This is a genomic window from Williamsia sp. z71 (assembly GCF_059553375.1).
In genome coordinates, this window is sequence record NZ_JCANWX010000001.1 from 443,045 (window position 1) to 457,433 (window position 14,389).

The following is a 14,389-nucleotide window of genomic DNA, read 5'->3' on the forward strand; positions in this document are numbered from 1 at the left end:
ACAAAACCCCAGGTGGGCGACGCCAAAAGGGCACATCATCGGGGTGCGGGGGAGGACTGGCTCAGGGTAGGAGCTTGTCCACGGCAACGCGTCCCACGATGCCCACGGCGATGACGATCAGACTCACCACGGTCGTGAGCGCATCGGTGATCAGACCGGCGACACCGGTGACGATCACGAACAGCGGGACCCAGCCCAGAAGATGCATGAGCGACGGTGGACTCACATCTTCGCCGGCTTCCCGGGCCGCGTGGGCAGTCGCGTAATCGGGGTAGAACTCCGTGAAGGCGACGGCAAAGAACGTACCGGCGAGCTGGATGATCCAGCCGGTCCAGAAATTGTTGTTGTTGTCCAGGACTGCATCACCGATGAACCCGGCGACCGCAGCCACGCCGAACCCGAACACCCAGGCCCAGGTGATCACGTAGTTGATCCGCAGGAACAGCGGCTGGGTCCAGAGTTCTTCCGGGGTGCCTTCTTTGGCGTACTGCAAGGTGAACGGCTGCCGGATGAGGATCGATCCGAACGCGAACGCCACCAGGGCGATATTGGTCATCTCGCCGCCCCAGTGCTCCAGCCACTTCACGACGTCGGCCGAGGCGAACTGCGCCAGTACCACCATTGCGGCGAAGTAGGTGAGGTCGAAAACCTCGAGGAACTTCAGCTTGCTGCCGCGCCGATGACTACCGAGGACCAGCAGGAGTGAGAGACCGAATGCAGCGGCCGCGGCCTCTTCGAACCGTCCCGGACCCACGATGAGCGCCATCAGAATCCACGGCGACATTCCGGCGAATGGGGAGTTCAGAAATGCGGTCAGTATCCGCCGGGTTTTCGACAGCTCGACGACGGCAGGGGTGATCGCCGTGTCATCTGAATTGTTTGTCACGAAATGCCAATCTATTGTCGGCGGAATATGCTCCGTGATCCTAACCGCTGATTGACTGTGCCACACGAGAAATCGATCGCTGAATCAATTCCCCGGAGTATTAACGATCGCTGACATTCTCGGCGATATGACAGAACGGTGTGTTCAAACGCGGCAATGAACGATCACGCGGGATCGCCCCGGAGGAAATTGATGATCACCGAATTGACCACGTCCGGCGTCTCGATCGGGATGAGATGTGTCCCGGGCAGCACCGCCAGCCGGGCGTGAGGAAGCTGATCCACGATCGCCAGAGTGTGCTCGATGAGCACCTCGTCGTGATCGCCCTGCATCACCAGCGTCGGGGCGGTCACCGCGGTCAGCTCGGACAGGTCCAACTCGGGTTCGTTCGCGATCATCGCGGTGGTCTTCTCGAACACCACCGGGAAATGGTCGTCGCCATCCGGTGAGGCCGACGCGTAGTCGGCTCGCAGGAACTGCACGATCTCGGAGTCGATGTCGCCGATGGCCTCCAGCATCCCGCCCGCCGCCCGGCCGGAGGAGTTCAGGTACTGGCCGAGCACAACCATGCGATCGACCAGATCCGGGCGCCGCAGGGCCACCAGGAATGCGATGACGGCACCGTCGCTCCATCCGACGAGATGAGCGAGACCGCCCACCACCTCGTCGAGGTAGACGATGGTCTCCTGGGCCATCGTCTCGTAGTGGAACTCGGCGGTGACATCGGCGCTGTGTCCATGACCGTGGCGCTCAGGGGCATAGACCCTGAATCCGGCGTCCACACACGGACCGAACTGCCCGCCCCAGTCCGCCGCACTCGAGAACGCGCCGTGCAGTAGCACCACGGGTTCGCCCTCGCCGGCGACCTGGTGCCAGATCGCTGCGCCGGGTTCGGGATGGCTGATGTCTACATATCCGGTGAAGTCCGTGGTCATGGCCACGAGGATCCCAGATGGACCGCGACCGGACGCGGTGAATCGCACCGATGGCGGGCGAGCGTCCGCTACCGGCCGCTAGGGTCGGGAACATGGCCAGTGCAAACACAACAGTGACACTTTCCGACGGTGTTGTCGCCGGCGTTCGGGACGGGGACATCATCCGATGGCGGGGGATTCCCTACGCCGCGCCGCCGGTGGGCGACCTGAGGTTGCGCGCTCCGCAGCCCGCCGTCGGGTGGACGGGGGTGCTGCAGGCGAACAGCTTTGGCAATGCGGCACCGCAGAATCCGAAATACGCACTCGTCGAGCGCGGCAAAAAGCAGCCGGTCAGTGAGGATTCGCTGATCGTCAATGTGGTGGCGCCGGAGCAGGCCTCGACCGAACCTCGGCCGGTGATGGTGTTCATCCACGGCGGCGCATACATTCTCGGATCGACCGCCACGCCGCTCTATTACGGTCACGACCTCGTCCGCCGCGGAGACGTCATCTTCGTCTCGATGAATTATCGGCTCGGGCCACTGGGATACGGAGATTTCACCGAACTCTCCACCCCGCAGCGGCCGTTCGAATCGAATCTCGGATTGCGCGATCAGGTTGCCGCACTGCAGTGGGTCCGGGACAACATCGCCGAATTCGGCGGAGATCCCGGCAATGTCACCATCTTCGGTGAGAGCGCCGGCGGAAATGCCGTCACCACCTTGATGGCCACACCCGCGGCCGGTGGCCTGTTCCACCGCGCGATCGCCGAGAGTTCGGCACCGATCCTCACGCTGCATCGGCATTTCGCGCGGAAGTGGGGCCACAAACTCACCGAACTGCTGTGCGCCGACATGGGAGTCGACGATCCGGCCCGGGCGCTGGTCGATGCCTCGCTCGCCGAGATCGGTCGCGCCGGACATCGTCTGGCCCGCTGGGTGACCACGGATACCCCGGGGCTGCTGCCGTTCGGGCCGGTGGTCGACGGCGATTATCTGCCACTGGCGCCGGTCGATGCCTTCACGCAGGGGACCGCGCACCGGGTCCCGATGATCATCGGGACCAACCGCAACGAAGGCACACTGTTCAAGCGGTTGCCGCAAGGGATGCTGTCGACCGAGGAATCGATCACGGCGATGTTCGCGGCCACCGAACCCGACGCGCAGGAGCGGATCGCCGGTGCGTACGGCGGCTTGTCCAAGCCGAGGTCGATGGTGAAGTTCGGCGGCGACTACATCTTCCTGGTCGGCACCATCGCGGCGACCGAGGGCCATGCGCAGCATGCACCCACCTATGCCTACCGATACGACTACGCCCCACGCCTGCTGAAGTTGTTGGGCCTGGGCGCAACACACGCGACCGAGTTGTTCGCCGTCTTCGGTGTCTATCGCGGAAAGGCCGGTCTGCTGCTCGCGCGGGGCAGTGATCGTCGCAGCGCACTGCGCGTCACGGACGAGATCCAGGATCAGTGGTTGGCATTCGCCAAAACCGGTGAGCCACTGGAATCCTGGCCGCGCTACACTCCGAAGGTCCGCGCCACCAGGATCTTCGACAAGCATTCTTATGTGGAAATCGACCCCTATCGCGCCCGTCGTGAGGCGTGGGCCGGATTCGGTGATTATGTGGCCACGATTCCGGGAGCGGAGCCGGCCACGGAGACGATGGAGAAGGTATGAAGCGAGTTTTCACTTCGGTTGCCGATGTGCTCGGGGCGGTCGGATCGGAGGTCGGCAAAAGCGATTGGCTCGAGATCACGCAGGATCGCGTCGACCTGTTCGCGGACGCAACCGGCGACCACCAGTGGATTCACGTCGACGTCGAACGGGCCAAGTCGAGCCCGTTCGGGGGAACGATCGCGCACGGTTTCCTGTCCCTGTCATTGCTCCCGATGCTCGGCGCCCAGATCTACGGTTTCGAGAACGTGAAGATGGCATTGAACTACGGCAGCAACAAGGTTCGTTTCCCGACGCCGGTGCTGGTCGGTTCGAAGGTGCAGTTGACCACCACCCTCGCCGATGCCACCGAGCTGCCCAACGGAGGTGTCCAGGTCGTCTTCGGTCACAGCCTGGCGATCGAGGGCGGTACCAAGCCCGCCCTGGTCGCGGAAATGGTTGTCCGGGTTCTTTTTTGACAGTCACACATACGGCCACTGCATGGTGCCGCGCAGCAGCAGGGATCCTGGTGGCCGCGGCACTGCTCGTCGGTTGCTCCGACTCCGGGGGTGAATCTTCCGGCGATGGCGGGGCGCCGGCGACCCGGCCGAGTACCACCGCACCGACAACGACGGGGGTGACGTCGGTCGAGACGACACCGACGTCGGCCTACCTACCGCCGTTCATCGGCCGGGTGGAGTGGGCGCAGACCGAGCAGGGCCCGAGCCTGCAGGTGTTTCCCACCCAGGCCGGCCGGTACGTGCCCGGGGAAGGCGAACTCGATGTGGCCTGGGCCGAGGTGGTTGCGCTGGACCGGACCGCCGACAGTCCGGGGATGCGTGATCAATTCGCCTGTCACTGGCGATTTGCCAGGCTCGTCGAGCCGGAGAAGACCAGCTGGAATCTCGAGCCGTGGCGGCCGGTGGTCTCCGGGGCCGAGATGATCGCAGACCGGTGCAATCCCGGTGGAGCGGAAGAAACGATCCCGTGACAACCCCTTCGCTCCGGGCCGTATTGATCAGGCCGGGGCCGGGATCCGGACGACCTGACCGACCCTGAGCACACCGGCCGGATCATGGCGGTCGGCCAACGCGCCGAGCCAGACAAGGGTGTCTTCGTCGTAACAGCGAGCCAATCGCTCCGGGCTGCTGCCCGGGTCGAAGTTCGGTAGCTGCCCGAGGGCCCACGGTGCCATCGCATCGATGACGGCTGCGGCATGCGGAGCCACGTGTTCGGCGACCGGCGGCACCAGCGCCCCGACCACGAACAGGTGGTACGGCGCATTTCGATGACAGAACGCGCTGCGGTGCGCTGCCGGGGCGGACATCGCACCGCCGAACCGGCGGATTTCGACAACCACCTGAGGGGACTGTGAACCGGGGCCGGTCAGCGAGAGCAGATCGCCCAATGCCGTGTCGTTCAGTTCACCGAGCAGGGTGCCGGCTTCGAATGACGGCATCGGATCAACCGGGTCCGCGTGGATCGCGCCCATTGCGGCATAAGGCATCACCGAAACGGCATCGATGAGCGGGGTGGCCAGTGCGCGCATGGGTGCGAAGAGTGCCTCTGCCTCGGCCGGATCCGCCAGGGATGCGTACCGGACCGCGACGGTGAGTTTGCCGGCGAGTGGCGGCGGGACCTCCGGGAGGGGTGGCAGCCGGAGCAGCGCGATGGAGGTGTTGGCGTGCTCCGGCAGGTCGATGCTCCAGTCCCGCCAGGCGCGAAGGATCTGTGCTGCGTCGGCTCCGTCGAAATAGACTGCGCCACCGTAGAACTCGACGATGGGCAGCAGGTCGATCTCCACCGAGGTCACGATGCCGAGGGTGGCCTTGCCCCCGCGTAGGCCCCAGAAGAGTTCTGCATGGTTCTCCGGTGTGACGTGCAGGATCTCGCCCTGGCCGGTCACCAACTCGAACGAACGCACATGATCCGAGGACAGACCGACGGTTCGGACGAATGGTCCGATGCCGCAGCCGGTGATGAATCCGACCACCCCGACATCGGGTGCCGAACCGGCCAGCCCGGCCAGCCCGTGCGGTGCGGCCTCCTCGATCACCCGTTGCCACTTCACGCCGGCGCCGACGTGCGCCGTACGGGCCTGCGGGTCGATCACCAGATCCGACAGCGCACCGGTCTGCACCAGGATGCTGCCCTGGTCGAGGGGAAGTGCACCGTGGCCGGTGGCGTGGACGGCAACGGTCAGGCCGTGCTGTGCGGCGATCCGGAGTGTGGCTGCGACGTCGGCCGGTGACTCCACGAACACGGCCGCACGGGGGTTCGTCGAGGCGGCGACATTCCATGGGATGGCGCGTTCGAACCCGGGCTCACCCGGACGGACGACCAGGCCCGCGACGGCTGCCCGCAGGTCCGCGACCGGGTCGGTACCTGTGCTGCTGGGGGTGGTGACGGTCATCGTGTTTGGTTCCTTCGCTCGAGGTCCGTAACTGATGACGCCAGCGTGCGCGCGGGCACTTGGGAGGTTCTTGGTGTCGATGTTCAAGAATGTTTCAAGAATCGCCCGGCCGTCCGACTGCGCGTGAACTAGCGCGCGGTGCGCAGGCGCTGCACGTCGTTCTTCACCCCGGCCATGCCCAGTAGCGTGGCCTGCTCTTCGATGCTGTCGAGTTCGGCCGGACCCTGCTCGTCCGAGGCGCGCAATTGCCAATCGAGAACCCGGCACCGCAACACTGTGGGCAGTCCGCCGGTTCGCGCCGCGATGCCCGCTGCCAACGATACTGATTCCCTTGCCGCGGTCCGGTTTCCGGTGAGCATGTGCAACCGACCCAACGCCAGGGCCACCGGCCCGATGTTGCCCAGCTGGCCGATCAGGCCGATCCGGTCGGTGAACGGTTCGAGTTCGGTGATGAATTCGGCTGCGTATTCGGTCAATTCGAAGTCCGCCACCACATGCGCCAAAGCGACTGCGTGGCCGAGGGTGTGCCAGACGTGTGCGCCGCAGGTGGCCTGTCGCTGCGCGACCAGGGCGGCCGCGAGGGTCCGATCCACCGGCGCCCCGGGTATGCCTGCGGTACCGGCGGCGATCACTCCGCGCATGTTCGTGTCCTCGGGGCTCGCCGCAACGCCGGTGATCCACTCCCGGGCGCGGACGGTCCCGATGTCGTTGAGGCTGCCGAGTTCTCGGCTCAACGACATCAGCGACATGTCGGCCTGCCCGGTCTCGTACAGCTCGGTCTGTTCGTGGACACGCTTGGCGATCGCCTGATGTTGTTGTGCCCGCGCGAAATCGCCCGTCCAGACGGCGACCACGACCTCCATCCAGCGAAGCTGGGCACGCAAGATCGGCAGGTTCAGTTCTTCGCTGCCCGCGATGGCTTGCCGGAGGTGGTGTTCGGCGGCCCCGACGTCACCGAGCGTGAAGGTCGCCATTGTTCCGATCGAATGCGCGATGACCGCGTCGAAGCGGGCCTGGCGATGATTCAGTGCCAGCAGTTCGTTGATCAGCACGACGGATTCCCTGGCGTGCGTGGCGACGCCGGAGAACGTGATCAGCCGGGCCATCTTCACCTCGGCGATGATGTCGGGATCGCCGGTTGACGTCGCGAATTCTTCTGCGCGCCTGATCAATTCCGGTGCCAGCGTGGGGTCCGGATGGTAACTGTGTCCGACGCTGAGTGCGCCGAGGACCTGTGCGCGTTCGGCGGGTTCGTCGGCCACGGCCAGCTCGGCGCGAGCCAGTAGGGCCAACAGCGGTGCCGGATCCGATGCCGGCGACACCCACGGCCAGCCGCCCCCGGAGCGGAGCAGTGATCCGGCGAGTTTGCCCACCGTGGAGGGCTTCTCGGCGCGAACTGCGGCGGACAGTGCTGCTTCCACGGTTTCCAGGACGGTCTGGCCGCGGCCGGCCCGTGACAACGCCTCGAGCAGCGATACGGTCAGCTCGTCGCGGCGTTCGTCGATCTGTTCGGCGGCCGGCAGCAATGCGTAGGCGGTGAGGGCGTGCTGCCACCAGTAGGCGGCCGCCTCCGAATTCCAGCGGTCGACAAAGTCTTCCGCAGCAGCGGTACAGGCCGCCACCGCCTGCTCGGGCTCGACGAGCGGCAGGGCCGCCATCAGATGATGAGCGCGCCACCCGAGCGCTTCGGCCCGGTCGGTGTGGCCGAGGATCTCGGCGACCCTGGCGTGTGTCCGCTTGCGTCGCATCGCGGGCAGTTGAGCCAGGATCTCTTCGCGGAGCAGGCCGTGTGCAAACGCGTAACCGTCGGTACCCGGTGCCGCGGTGATGATGCGGTCATCCGCGGCGGCGTCGAGGTGGTCGGCGATCGCATCGATGTCGAGGCCGGTGGTGCGTGCCAGCAATGCGATGTCGATGGTGTCGCCGATGACCGCTGCCGTCCGGAGTGTCTGCAGGACAGCGGGTTCGAGGCCGGCCAGACGCAGGCCGAGGACTGATCGCACGGCGACCGGGAGTTCGCCGGAGCTGCGCTCGTCGGCCGGCAGCCGGGCGTATTCGGAGACGAACAGCGGATTTCCGCCGGTGCGTTTGTCGAGTGTCTCGACCTCGGCGTCGTTCAGTGCCTCGGTGGCGATCTCGTTTGCCAGGACCGCGACCCCATCCCTGTCGAGTGCGGGGACCAGGATCTGGCGATTGCCGGTACCGCGGGCGACGGCACTGAGGAGGCGGGCCAGCGCCGGAGGGTGTTCGCCGTCCCGGAGGGTGATGACGAACGCGACCGCATGGTGGTGCAGTGCGGTGGCCATCGAGGCCAGCGCGCCGACCGACATCGAATCAGCCCACTGCACGTCGTCGACGACCACCGCGATCGGTTGTGAGGTACTGGCGTGTTCGATGAGGAGTTGCACGCGGTCGTAGACGGTGAACCGGGCGGTATCGGCATCGACGTCGCCGGTGGTGACCAGCACCTCGCCGGGTTGCCCGCCGAGGGCATTGACCAGCTGACGGATCGGCCACCACGACGGTGCGCCTTCTTCGGGGTTGCGGGCCCAGAGTGCGTGTCCACCCTGCGACCGCAGGATGTGGGCGGCCTCGTCGGCAAGTCGGGTCTTGCCGATACCGGGAGGGCCGATGAACACCAGCCAGCGCGTCTGCCCGGCAATGACCTCGTCGAGCACCTTGCCGATGTCGGCGAGTTCCCGGACGCGACCGACCAGGCCGCGCTGTGCCGGGACCTCGGCGCCGGCCGGAACCTGCACCACCGGTGGGTGTTCCGGGGTGCGGAGCTCGCCCGCGCCGGACCAGATCGGTTTGCGTGGCCAGGCGGCCAGTTCCGGATCGTGGCGCAGGATCGCGCCCTGCAGATCACGGATCTCGACGCTCGGTTCGAGACCGAGGTCGGTGTCGAGACGCCGGGTGTGGTCGGCGAACACCTCGAGTGCTTCCGCGGACCGCCCGGCCCGGTGCAGCGCGAGCATGTGCAGCCAGCAGCCGTGGTCCCGGTACGGCTGCGCATTGCGCAGCGACACGACGTCCGCCAACGCCGGCGCCAGCCGGCCCAGCGCGAGCAACGCGGTGATCCGATTCTCCAGAGCGCCGCTACGGATCTCCTCGAGTCCGGCTGCTTCGGTCCGCACCCAGTCCTCGTCGCCCTGTCCGTCGAGCAGTTCACCGCGCCACAGAGTCAGGGCCTGGTCGGCGGTCTCGAGCACGGCGGTCCAGGCCTCGTTGTCGGCGTGCTGACGGGATGCGTTGGCGAGATCGAGGAACTCGCTGACGTCCACGTCGGAGTCGGCCACATCGAGGATGTACCCGGTGGACTGTCGCCGGATCGGTGACGTGCCCGCCTCGTTGCGCAGGGCCCGTCGCAGGTTGGAGATGTAGGCCTGCAGACTCGATGTCGCGCTCGGTGGTGCCTGCTCACCCCAGAGCGCGTCACACAGGCGGTCCGTCGAGACCACTTTGCCGCGGTGGATCAGCAGGATCGCGAGGATGGTCCGCTGCTTGGGGGAGCCGAGATCGATCCGGGCACCGGCGTCACCGCTCTCGTCCCGGACCACCGTGAGCGGCCCGAGTAGCTGGTAGCGCATGACCCCGCCCGCCCTTCACCTCTGGCTGAAGTTTCCGGATGGCCGCGGGCGATCGAACAACGGGGATCGGAACGCAGCGGCTGGATCAGAGCCTAGGTGACGTGGGCGGTCGAAGGGAACGGCCGATCGGCCTACTTTCCGGGGGTCGGGGCGGGTACGCGTTCGGTATTCGCCTGCGTTGTGCTCCGGCCGGCGTTGCGGGATCGTCGTGTGCCGACCACCCGGCAGACCATATAAATCGCAAACGAGATCGAGGTGACGAACACCGATGGAGGCAGTCCGGGTGCCAGCGACAGGACGATTCCGGCGATCGCCGCGATTTCCGCGAACAGGATCGACAGCCCGAGGACAGCCGTGGGATTCGATGACACCCGCATCGCGGCGGCGGCCGGTGTGATGATCAGCGACATCACCAGCAGTGCACCGATGATCTGGACGCTCTGTGCCACCGCGGCACCGAGCAGGACGGCAAAGACCACCGACAGCAACCGCATCGGCACGCCGCGGGCCTCGGCGACCCGGGGGTCGGTGCTGGCGAACAGCAGCGGACGGTAGATGATCGCCATCACGACAACCACGACGATCGTGGTGATGACAACGGCCGCGACCCCCTGGGCTCCGGCGGTCACCGCCTGCCCGGTGAGCAGGTTGAAGCCCGCGCCGGTGCGGCCGTAGAGGGCGATGAACAACACACCCAATCCCAGTCCGAAGGCCATCACCACGCCGATGACCGAATCGCGTTCTCGGACCCGGTTGCCCAGGAGCCCGAAGATCATCGAGGCGATGATGGCGCCGATCAGTCCGCCGAGGTTCACGCTGATCCCCAGCAACAGGGCGGCGGCCGCGCCGGTGAATGTCAGTTCGGCGGTACCGTGCACGGCGAACGCCATCTGGCGGCTGACCACCATCGGCCCCAGGACCCCGCCGAGGATGCCGAGCAGCGCGGTGGCGAGCAATGCCTGCTGCACGAAGTCGTAGGAGAGCAGATTGGCGGTCTCGGCGAAATCGAACAGGTCGGACCAGCTGGTGCTCACTCGGATACCTCGGTTGACGGTGTGGACGAATGGTCACCGTGGCAGGCCGATTCATCGGCGCCGACGACAACGAGCCGGTCCTGGACGCGTAGGACGTCGACCCGGGTCTGGTACAGCTCGCTCAGTGTTTCGGACGTCATGACCTCGGCCGGTGTGCCGATCCGGAAGCGGCCGTCGACGAGGTACACCACCCGGTCGACATACGGCAGGATGGGGTTGATCTCGTGCGTCACGAACAGCACCGCGGTGCCGTGATCGCGGCGGCGACGGTCGATGAGTGCGGCGACGCGACTCTGGTTGGCCGGATCCAGGCTCAGCAACGGTTCGTCGCAGAGCAGGACCGCGGGGTTGCCCGACAATGCCTGCGCGACGCGAAGGCGCTGCTGTTCACCACCACTGAGCAGGCCCAGCGGTGCATCGGCGAAGTCGCGGGCGTCGACCTGCGCGATGGCGTCGTCGACAAGTGCGTTGCGCCGCTTGCGATTGCGAAATCCCAGACCCCAGGCCTGGCCGTCGACACCGAGACCGACGAGGTCCCGGCCGCGCAGCGGCACGCCCTCGTCGTGGGTCTGTTGCTGGGGGATGTAGCCGACTCTGCTGTCACCACTGCGCAGTCCGCGACCCTCGACGGTGACCGTTCCGGCATCCAAAGTGTATTTGCCGAGAAGGGTTTTCAGGAGCGAGGTCTTACCCGAGCCGTTGGGGCCGAGGATGGCGATGAACTCGCCGCGCGCCACCGTGAGGTCGAAGTGATCCCACAGGACCCGCTGCCCGAACGACAAACGCGCACCTGTGATCGTGACCGCCGCACCCCGGCCTGCGGTTTGATGCACGGTTTTCAGGCCGTCGGCAACGCGTTGATCGGCTACTCGGGGCGGTGGCGCGGATGCCGGTTCGGGCTGGGTCATGTGATCGATTGCCTCATCGAGAAGTGCTGGTTGCGCCGGCCGCCAGGGCCGACGACAGTGCCTCAACATTAGCCCGCTGCCATTCGACGTAATCCGTCGTGCCGGTCGGGAAGGTCTCGGTGATGTCGACGACGGGAACACCTGCCTTCTCGGCTATGGCCAGCAAGGCTTTTGTTCCGTCATCCACGGCCTGGGTGTTGTAGATCAGGACACGTGCCTGGCGGTCGGCGATCAATTCCTGGGTCGCGGCGACGTCGCGGGCCGACGGGGACTGCCCGGCCTCGACCGCATCCTGCAATCCGGCGGGGGTGATGTCGTCGAGTCCGGCCTCGGCCAGCAGGTACCCGGCCAGTGGTTCGGTCTGGACCACTTTCGCACCGGGGTCCGCGGCCTTGATCGCGGCCAGTTCGCCGCGCAGCCCGTCGATCTGGTCGTTGAATGCCGCGGCGTTGTCGCGGAAGTACTGGGTATTGGCACTGTCCTTCTCGGACAACGCATTTGCAATGCTGTCGGCGACCTGTCCGACGACGGTCAGGTTGTAGAAGACATGTTCGTTCACCGCGCCGGGAGCGTGGCTGTGATCATCTTCGGCGTGGTCGCCGCCGTGGTCATCCGCGGAGTGATCGTCGCTTGCGTGTTCATCGCCTTCCATGATGTCGAAGGCGTTGACCACGATCGCTTTCGAGTTCTTGGCCGCGGCCTCCATGTAGGCGTCGTAGTGACCGCCGTTGAGGACCACGACACCGGCGTCGGCAACCTTGGCGGTGTCCTTGGCGCTCGCCTCGAACTCGTGCGGATCGCCGTCGGGTGAGGTGTAGAGCGAGGTGACCTCGGCGTGCTCACCGCCGACGGCCTGCGCCACCGAACCCCAGACGTTGGTCGATGCCACCACGGAGACCTTGCCGTCCGCGGTGGTTCCACCGTCGTCCGAGGAACATCCGGCGGCCACGCCGACGGCGAGGGTCAGGGCGGTGGTGACCCCTAGGAGTCGGGACCAAGTTGCCATCACGGGACCTTTCGCATCAATGGACGGTGTTCCGCGCAGGGCTGATGTGCGCGGGGACCATCTAACAGATGTTAATGATAACCGTTACCGACAACTTGTGAAAATCAGTATCGATTGACGATCGCTGGCGTGACGAACCGTTCGACGATCTCGCGTTCCTCGTCGGCGTCGGCACCTGGCGTGGTCAGCAGGGAGATCACGATTCGGACGATGAACCGGGCCTGCAGGGCGACCTCGGCCTCGGATGAGGATGTCTCCCCGGCCAGCATTTCGACGGCGGTCTGATTGACGAGTTCGGATTCGGCGCCCATCGCGCCGGCCAGTCCGGCGGCCTCCGGACTGAACCAGCTGTACATGACCGGGTCGGCGCGGACCGCTTCCACCGAGGTCAGGATGGCTTCGGTGATGCGTTCGCCGACGTCGTCCAGGTCGGCGATGCGTGCGGCCACCGCTGCCGAGATCGCGCGGGCCCCGCGTTCGACATAGGCCAGGAGCAGGTCGGAACGGGACGCGAAGTAGCGGTAGAGGGTGGCCCTGGAGCAGCCGGCGGCGGCTGCGATCTGGTTCATGTTCACCGCGGCGATCCCGCGGGTGACGAACAGATCACTCGCGACATCGAGGATGCGGGCCGCGGCGGCCTCGGTGCGGCTGGGACCGAGCCAATCCGGACTCGGGGTCGTCTCGGGATGTCGAGTGGTTTCGGGAGACTTGCGGCTCATGGGCCGACGGTCAGGTGCATGGTGGTCGGCCGGCGCACGTAGTTGCCGGTGGCGTAGGAAATCGATCCGGGATCGACGGTGAACTCGGGACAACGGGCGAGCAGTTCGGTCAGTGCCACCCGGCTCTGCATCCGCGCCGCGGCAGCCCCGAGACAGTAATGGGCGCCACGGCTGAACGTCAGGATTTGGCGTGGACGACGCGCGATGTCGAGACGGTCCGCGTCGTCGCCGAATGCTCGTGGATCCCGGTTGGCAGAGCCGTAACAGAGCAGAACCTTGCGACCCGCCGGGATGGTGTGGTCACCGAACACGGCGTCGGTGGTGGTGGTGCGGGCCAGGCCCTGCACCGGTGAGGTCAGACGCAGGAACTCGTCGACCGCATCGTCGACGAGGTCCGGGTTCTCGACCAGTGCCGCCCGCTGATCCGGATGCTCGGCGAGCAATTCCGTTGCGCCACCGAGAACTCCGGTGGTGGTGTCGTTGCCGCCGGCAACCATGGTGAAGGTGAAGGCGAGGATCGACAGCAACCCCTCAGTGCTGTCGTCCCCGCCTACGCCTGCATCCACCAGGTGGGAGATGGTGTCATCTCCGGGGTGTGTGCGCCGGTATGAGATGAGCGTGCCGAAATAGGCCATCATCTCCAGTACTGCGGCGGTGGCGGTCTCGCCGGCCTTGCTCAGGTCGGACGTGTCGACGCCGACGATCGCCTCGGTCCATCCGTCGAATGCCTTCCGGTCCGATTCGGGAACTCCGAGGTAGTGCGCAACAACCATGGACGGCAACGGTTTGTAGAGATCGGCGACGATGTCGCCGCCGCCGGATTCGGCCAGCGCATCGATCCTGGACCGGACGAATTCCCGCACCGCCGGTTCGATCTCGTGCACCTGTTTGGGTGTGAACCCGCGGGACACCAGCTTGCGGAAATCGGTGTGGATCGGCGGATCCTGCATCACCATCGGTGGATTGTCGGTCAGCCCGATGCTATCCAGCTCGCCGTAGGTCGTCGTCAGACCGCCGGTGGAGGTGAACGTCCGCCAGTCGTCGGCGGCCTGCCAGACGTCCGCGTGGCGGGTCAGCACCCAGAAATCGCGGCCGGGATCGGCTGATCGAACGCGATGGACGGGGTCGTGGTCGCGGAGGTCGGCATACATCGACCAGGGGTCGCGCCAGGTGTCGCCGGAGCGCGGCACGAACGTCGCCGCGTGCGACACTTTGGTGGACATGTCTCAAGCGTGAGACATCCTGCGCCTTGTGTCAACCATCAATC

12 protein-coding genes are annotated in these 14,389 nt (G+C 66.1%); 3 read left to right on the forward strand and 9 right to left on the reverse strand.

The genetic code is table 11. The features are described 5' to 3' along the window. Nucleotides 1–61: 61 nt before the first annotated feature. Together AC51GR_RS01960 and AC51GR_RS01965 are read right to left on the reverse strand one after the other, a co-directional pair. Nucleotides 62–886, reverse strand: a complete 825-nt coding sequence (locus AC51GR_RS01960) for a hypothetical protein (protein WP_496322947.1) — start codon at nt 884–886, stop codon at nt 62–64. Between the two features lie 164 nt (nt 887–1,050). Beyond that, a complete protein-coding gene (locus AC51GR_RS01965; RefSeq protein WP_496322948.1) occupies nt 1,051–1,821 on the reverse strand; it encodes an alpha/beta fold hydrolase in 771 nt (256 codons plus the stop codon). 92 nt (nt 1,822–1,913) lie between these two features. Between AC51GR_RS01965 and AC51GR_RS01970 the strand changes: the two genes are divergently transcribed. From AC51GR_RS01970 to AC51GR_RS01980, 3 genes are read left to right on the forward strand one after another with little or no spacing between them, the layout of a single operon-like run. Continuing rightward, entirely contained in the window at nt 1,914–3,476 is a 1,563-nt protein-coding gene (locus AC51GR_RS01970) for a carboxylesterase/lipase family protein (protein WP_496322949.1), read from the forward strand. Then, nucleotides 3,473–3,931: a MaoC family dehydratase gene (locus AC51GR_RS01975; protein WP_496322950.1), complete on the forward strand. Its 459-nt coding sequence runs from the start codon at nt 3,473–3,475 to the stop codon at nt 3,929–3,931. The genes AC51GR_RS01970 and AC51GR_RS01975 overlap by 4 nt, the downstream gene beginning before the upstream one ends. Beyond that, nucleotides 3,928–4,443 (forward strand): DUF2599 domain-containing protein, encoded by a 516-nt coding sequence (locus tag AC51GR_RS01980; protein ID WP_496322951.1) that lies wholly within the window; start codon nt 3,928–3,930, stop codon nt 4,441–4,443. Before AC51GR_RS01975 ends, AC51GR_RS01980 begins: the two co-directional genes overlap by 4 nt. A gap of 27 nt (nt 4,444–4,470) precedes the next feature. Here AC51GR_RS01980 and AC51GR_RS01985 read toward each other — a convergent pair whose 3' ends face one another. The 7 genes from AC51GR_RS01985 to AC51GR_RS02015 form a co-directional block, all read right to left on the reverse strand. Next, a complete protein-coding gene (locus tag AC51GR_RS01985) occupies nt 4,471–5,865 on the reverse strand; it encodes an FAD-binding oxidoreductase (protein WP_496322952.1) in 1,395 nt (464 codons plus the stop codon). Nucleotides 5,866–5,993: 128 nt separating this feature from the next. Beyond that, nucleotides 5,994–9,455: an ATP-binding protein gene (locus AC51GR_RS01990; RefSeq protein ID WP_496322953.1), complete on the reverse strand. Its 3,462-nt coding sequence runs from the start codon at nt 9,453–9,455 to the stop codon at nt 5,994–5,996. A 131-nt stretch (nt 9,456–9,586) separates the two neighbouring features. Next, nucleotides 9,587–10,489, reverse strand: a complete 903-nt coding sequence (locus tag AC51GR_RS01995) for a metal ABC transporter permease (protein ID WP_496322954.1) — start codon at nt 10,487–10,489, stop codon at nt 9,587–9,589. Beyond that, on the reverse strand, nt 10,486–11,397 hold the full coding sequence (locus AC51GR_RS02000) for a metal ABC transporter ATP-binding protein (protein WP_496322955.1): 912 nt from the start codon (nt 11,395–11,397) through the stop codon (nt 10,486–10,488). Before AC51GR_RS02000 ends, AC51GR_RS01995 begins: the two co-directional genes overlap by 4 nt. Nucleotides 11,398–11,410: 13 nt before the next feature. Next, nucleotides 11,411–12,403, reverse strand: a complete 993-nt coding sequence (locus AC51GR_RS02005) for a metal ABC transporter solute-binding protein, Zn/Mn family (RefSeq protein ID WP_496322956.1) — start codon at nt 12,401–12,403, stop codon at nt 11,411–11,413. Between the two features lie 104 nt (nt 12,404–12,507). After that, entirely contained in the window at nt 12,508–13,122 is a 615-nt protein-coding gene (locus tag AC51GR_RS02010) for a TetR/AcrR family transcriptional regulator (RefSeq protein ID WP_496322957.1), read from the reverse strand. After that, a complete protein-coding gene (locus AC51GR_RS02015) occupies nt 13,119–14,345 on the reverse strand; it encodes a cytochrome P450 (protein WP_496322958.1) in 1,227 nt (408 codons plus the stop codon). Before AC51GR_RS02015 ends, AC51GR_RS02010 begins: the two co-directional genes overlap by 4 nt. Nucleotides 14,346–14,389 lie beyond the last annotated feature (44 nt).

Excerpts from the sequence above, each read along its gene's own strand:
- AC51GR_RS01965 (WP_496322948.1), bottom strand. The coding sequence starts at position 1,821 with ATGACCACGGACTTCACCGGATATGTAGACATCAGCCATCCCGAACCC.
- AC51GR_RS01970 (WP_496322949.1), top strand. The coding sequence starts at position 1,914 with ATGGCCAGTGCAAACACAACAGTGACACTTTCCGACGGTGTTGTCGCC.
- AC51GR_RS01975 (WP_496322950.1), top strand. The coding sequence starts at position 3,473 with ATGAAGCGAGTTTTCACTTCGGTTGCCGATGTGCTCGGGGCGGTCGGA.
- AC51GR_RS01985 (WP_496322952.1), bottom strand. The coding sequence starts at position 5,865 with ATGACCGTCACCACCCCCAGCAGCACAGGTACCGACCCGGTCGCGGAC.
- AC51GR_RS01990 (WP_496322953.1), bottom strand. The coding sequence starts at position 9,455 with ATGCGCTACCAGCTACTCGGGCCGCTCACGGTGGTCCGGGACGAGAGC.
- AC51GR_RS02000 (WP_496322955.1), bottom strand. The coding sequence starts at position 11,397 with ATGACCCAGCCCGAACCGGCATCCGCGCCACCGCCCCGAGTAGCCGAT.
- AC51GR_RS02005 (WP_496322956.1), bottom strand. The coding sequence starts at position 12,403 with ATGGCAACTTGGTCCCGACTCCTAGGGGTCACCACCGCCCTGACCCTC.
- AC51GR_RS02010 (WP_496322957.1), bottom strand. The coding sequence starts at position 13,122 with ATGAGCCGCAAGTCTCCCGAAACCACTCGACATCCCGAGACGACCCCG.
- AC51GR_RS02015 (WP_496322958.1), bottom strand. The coding sequence starts at position 14,345 with ATGTCCACCAAAGTGTCGCACGCGGCGACGTTCGTGCCGCGCTCCGGC.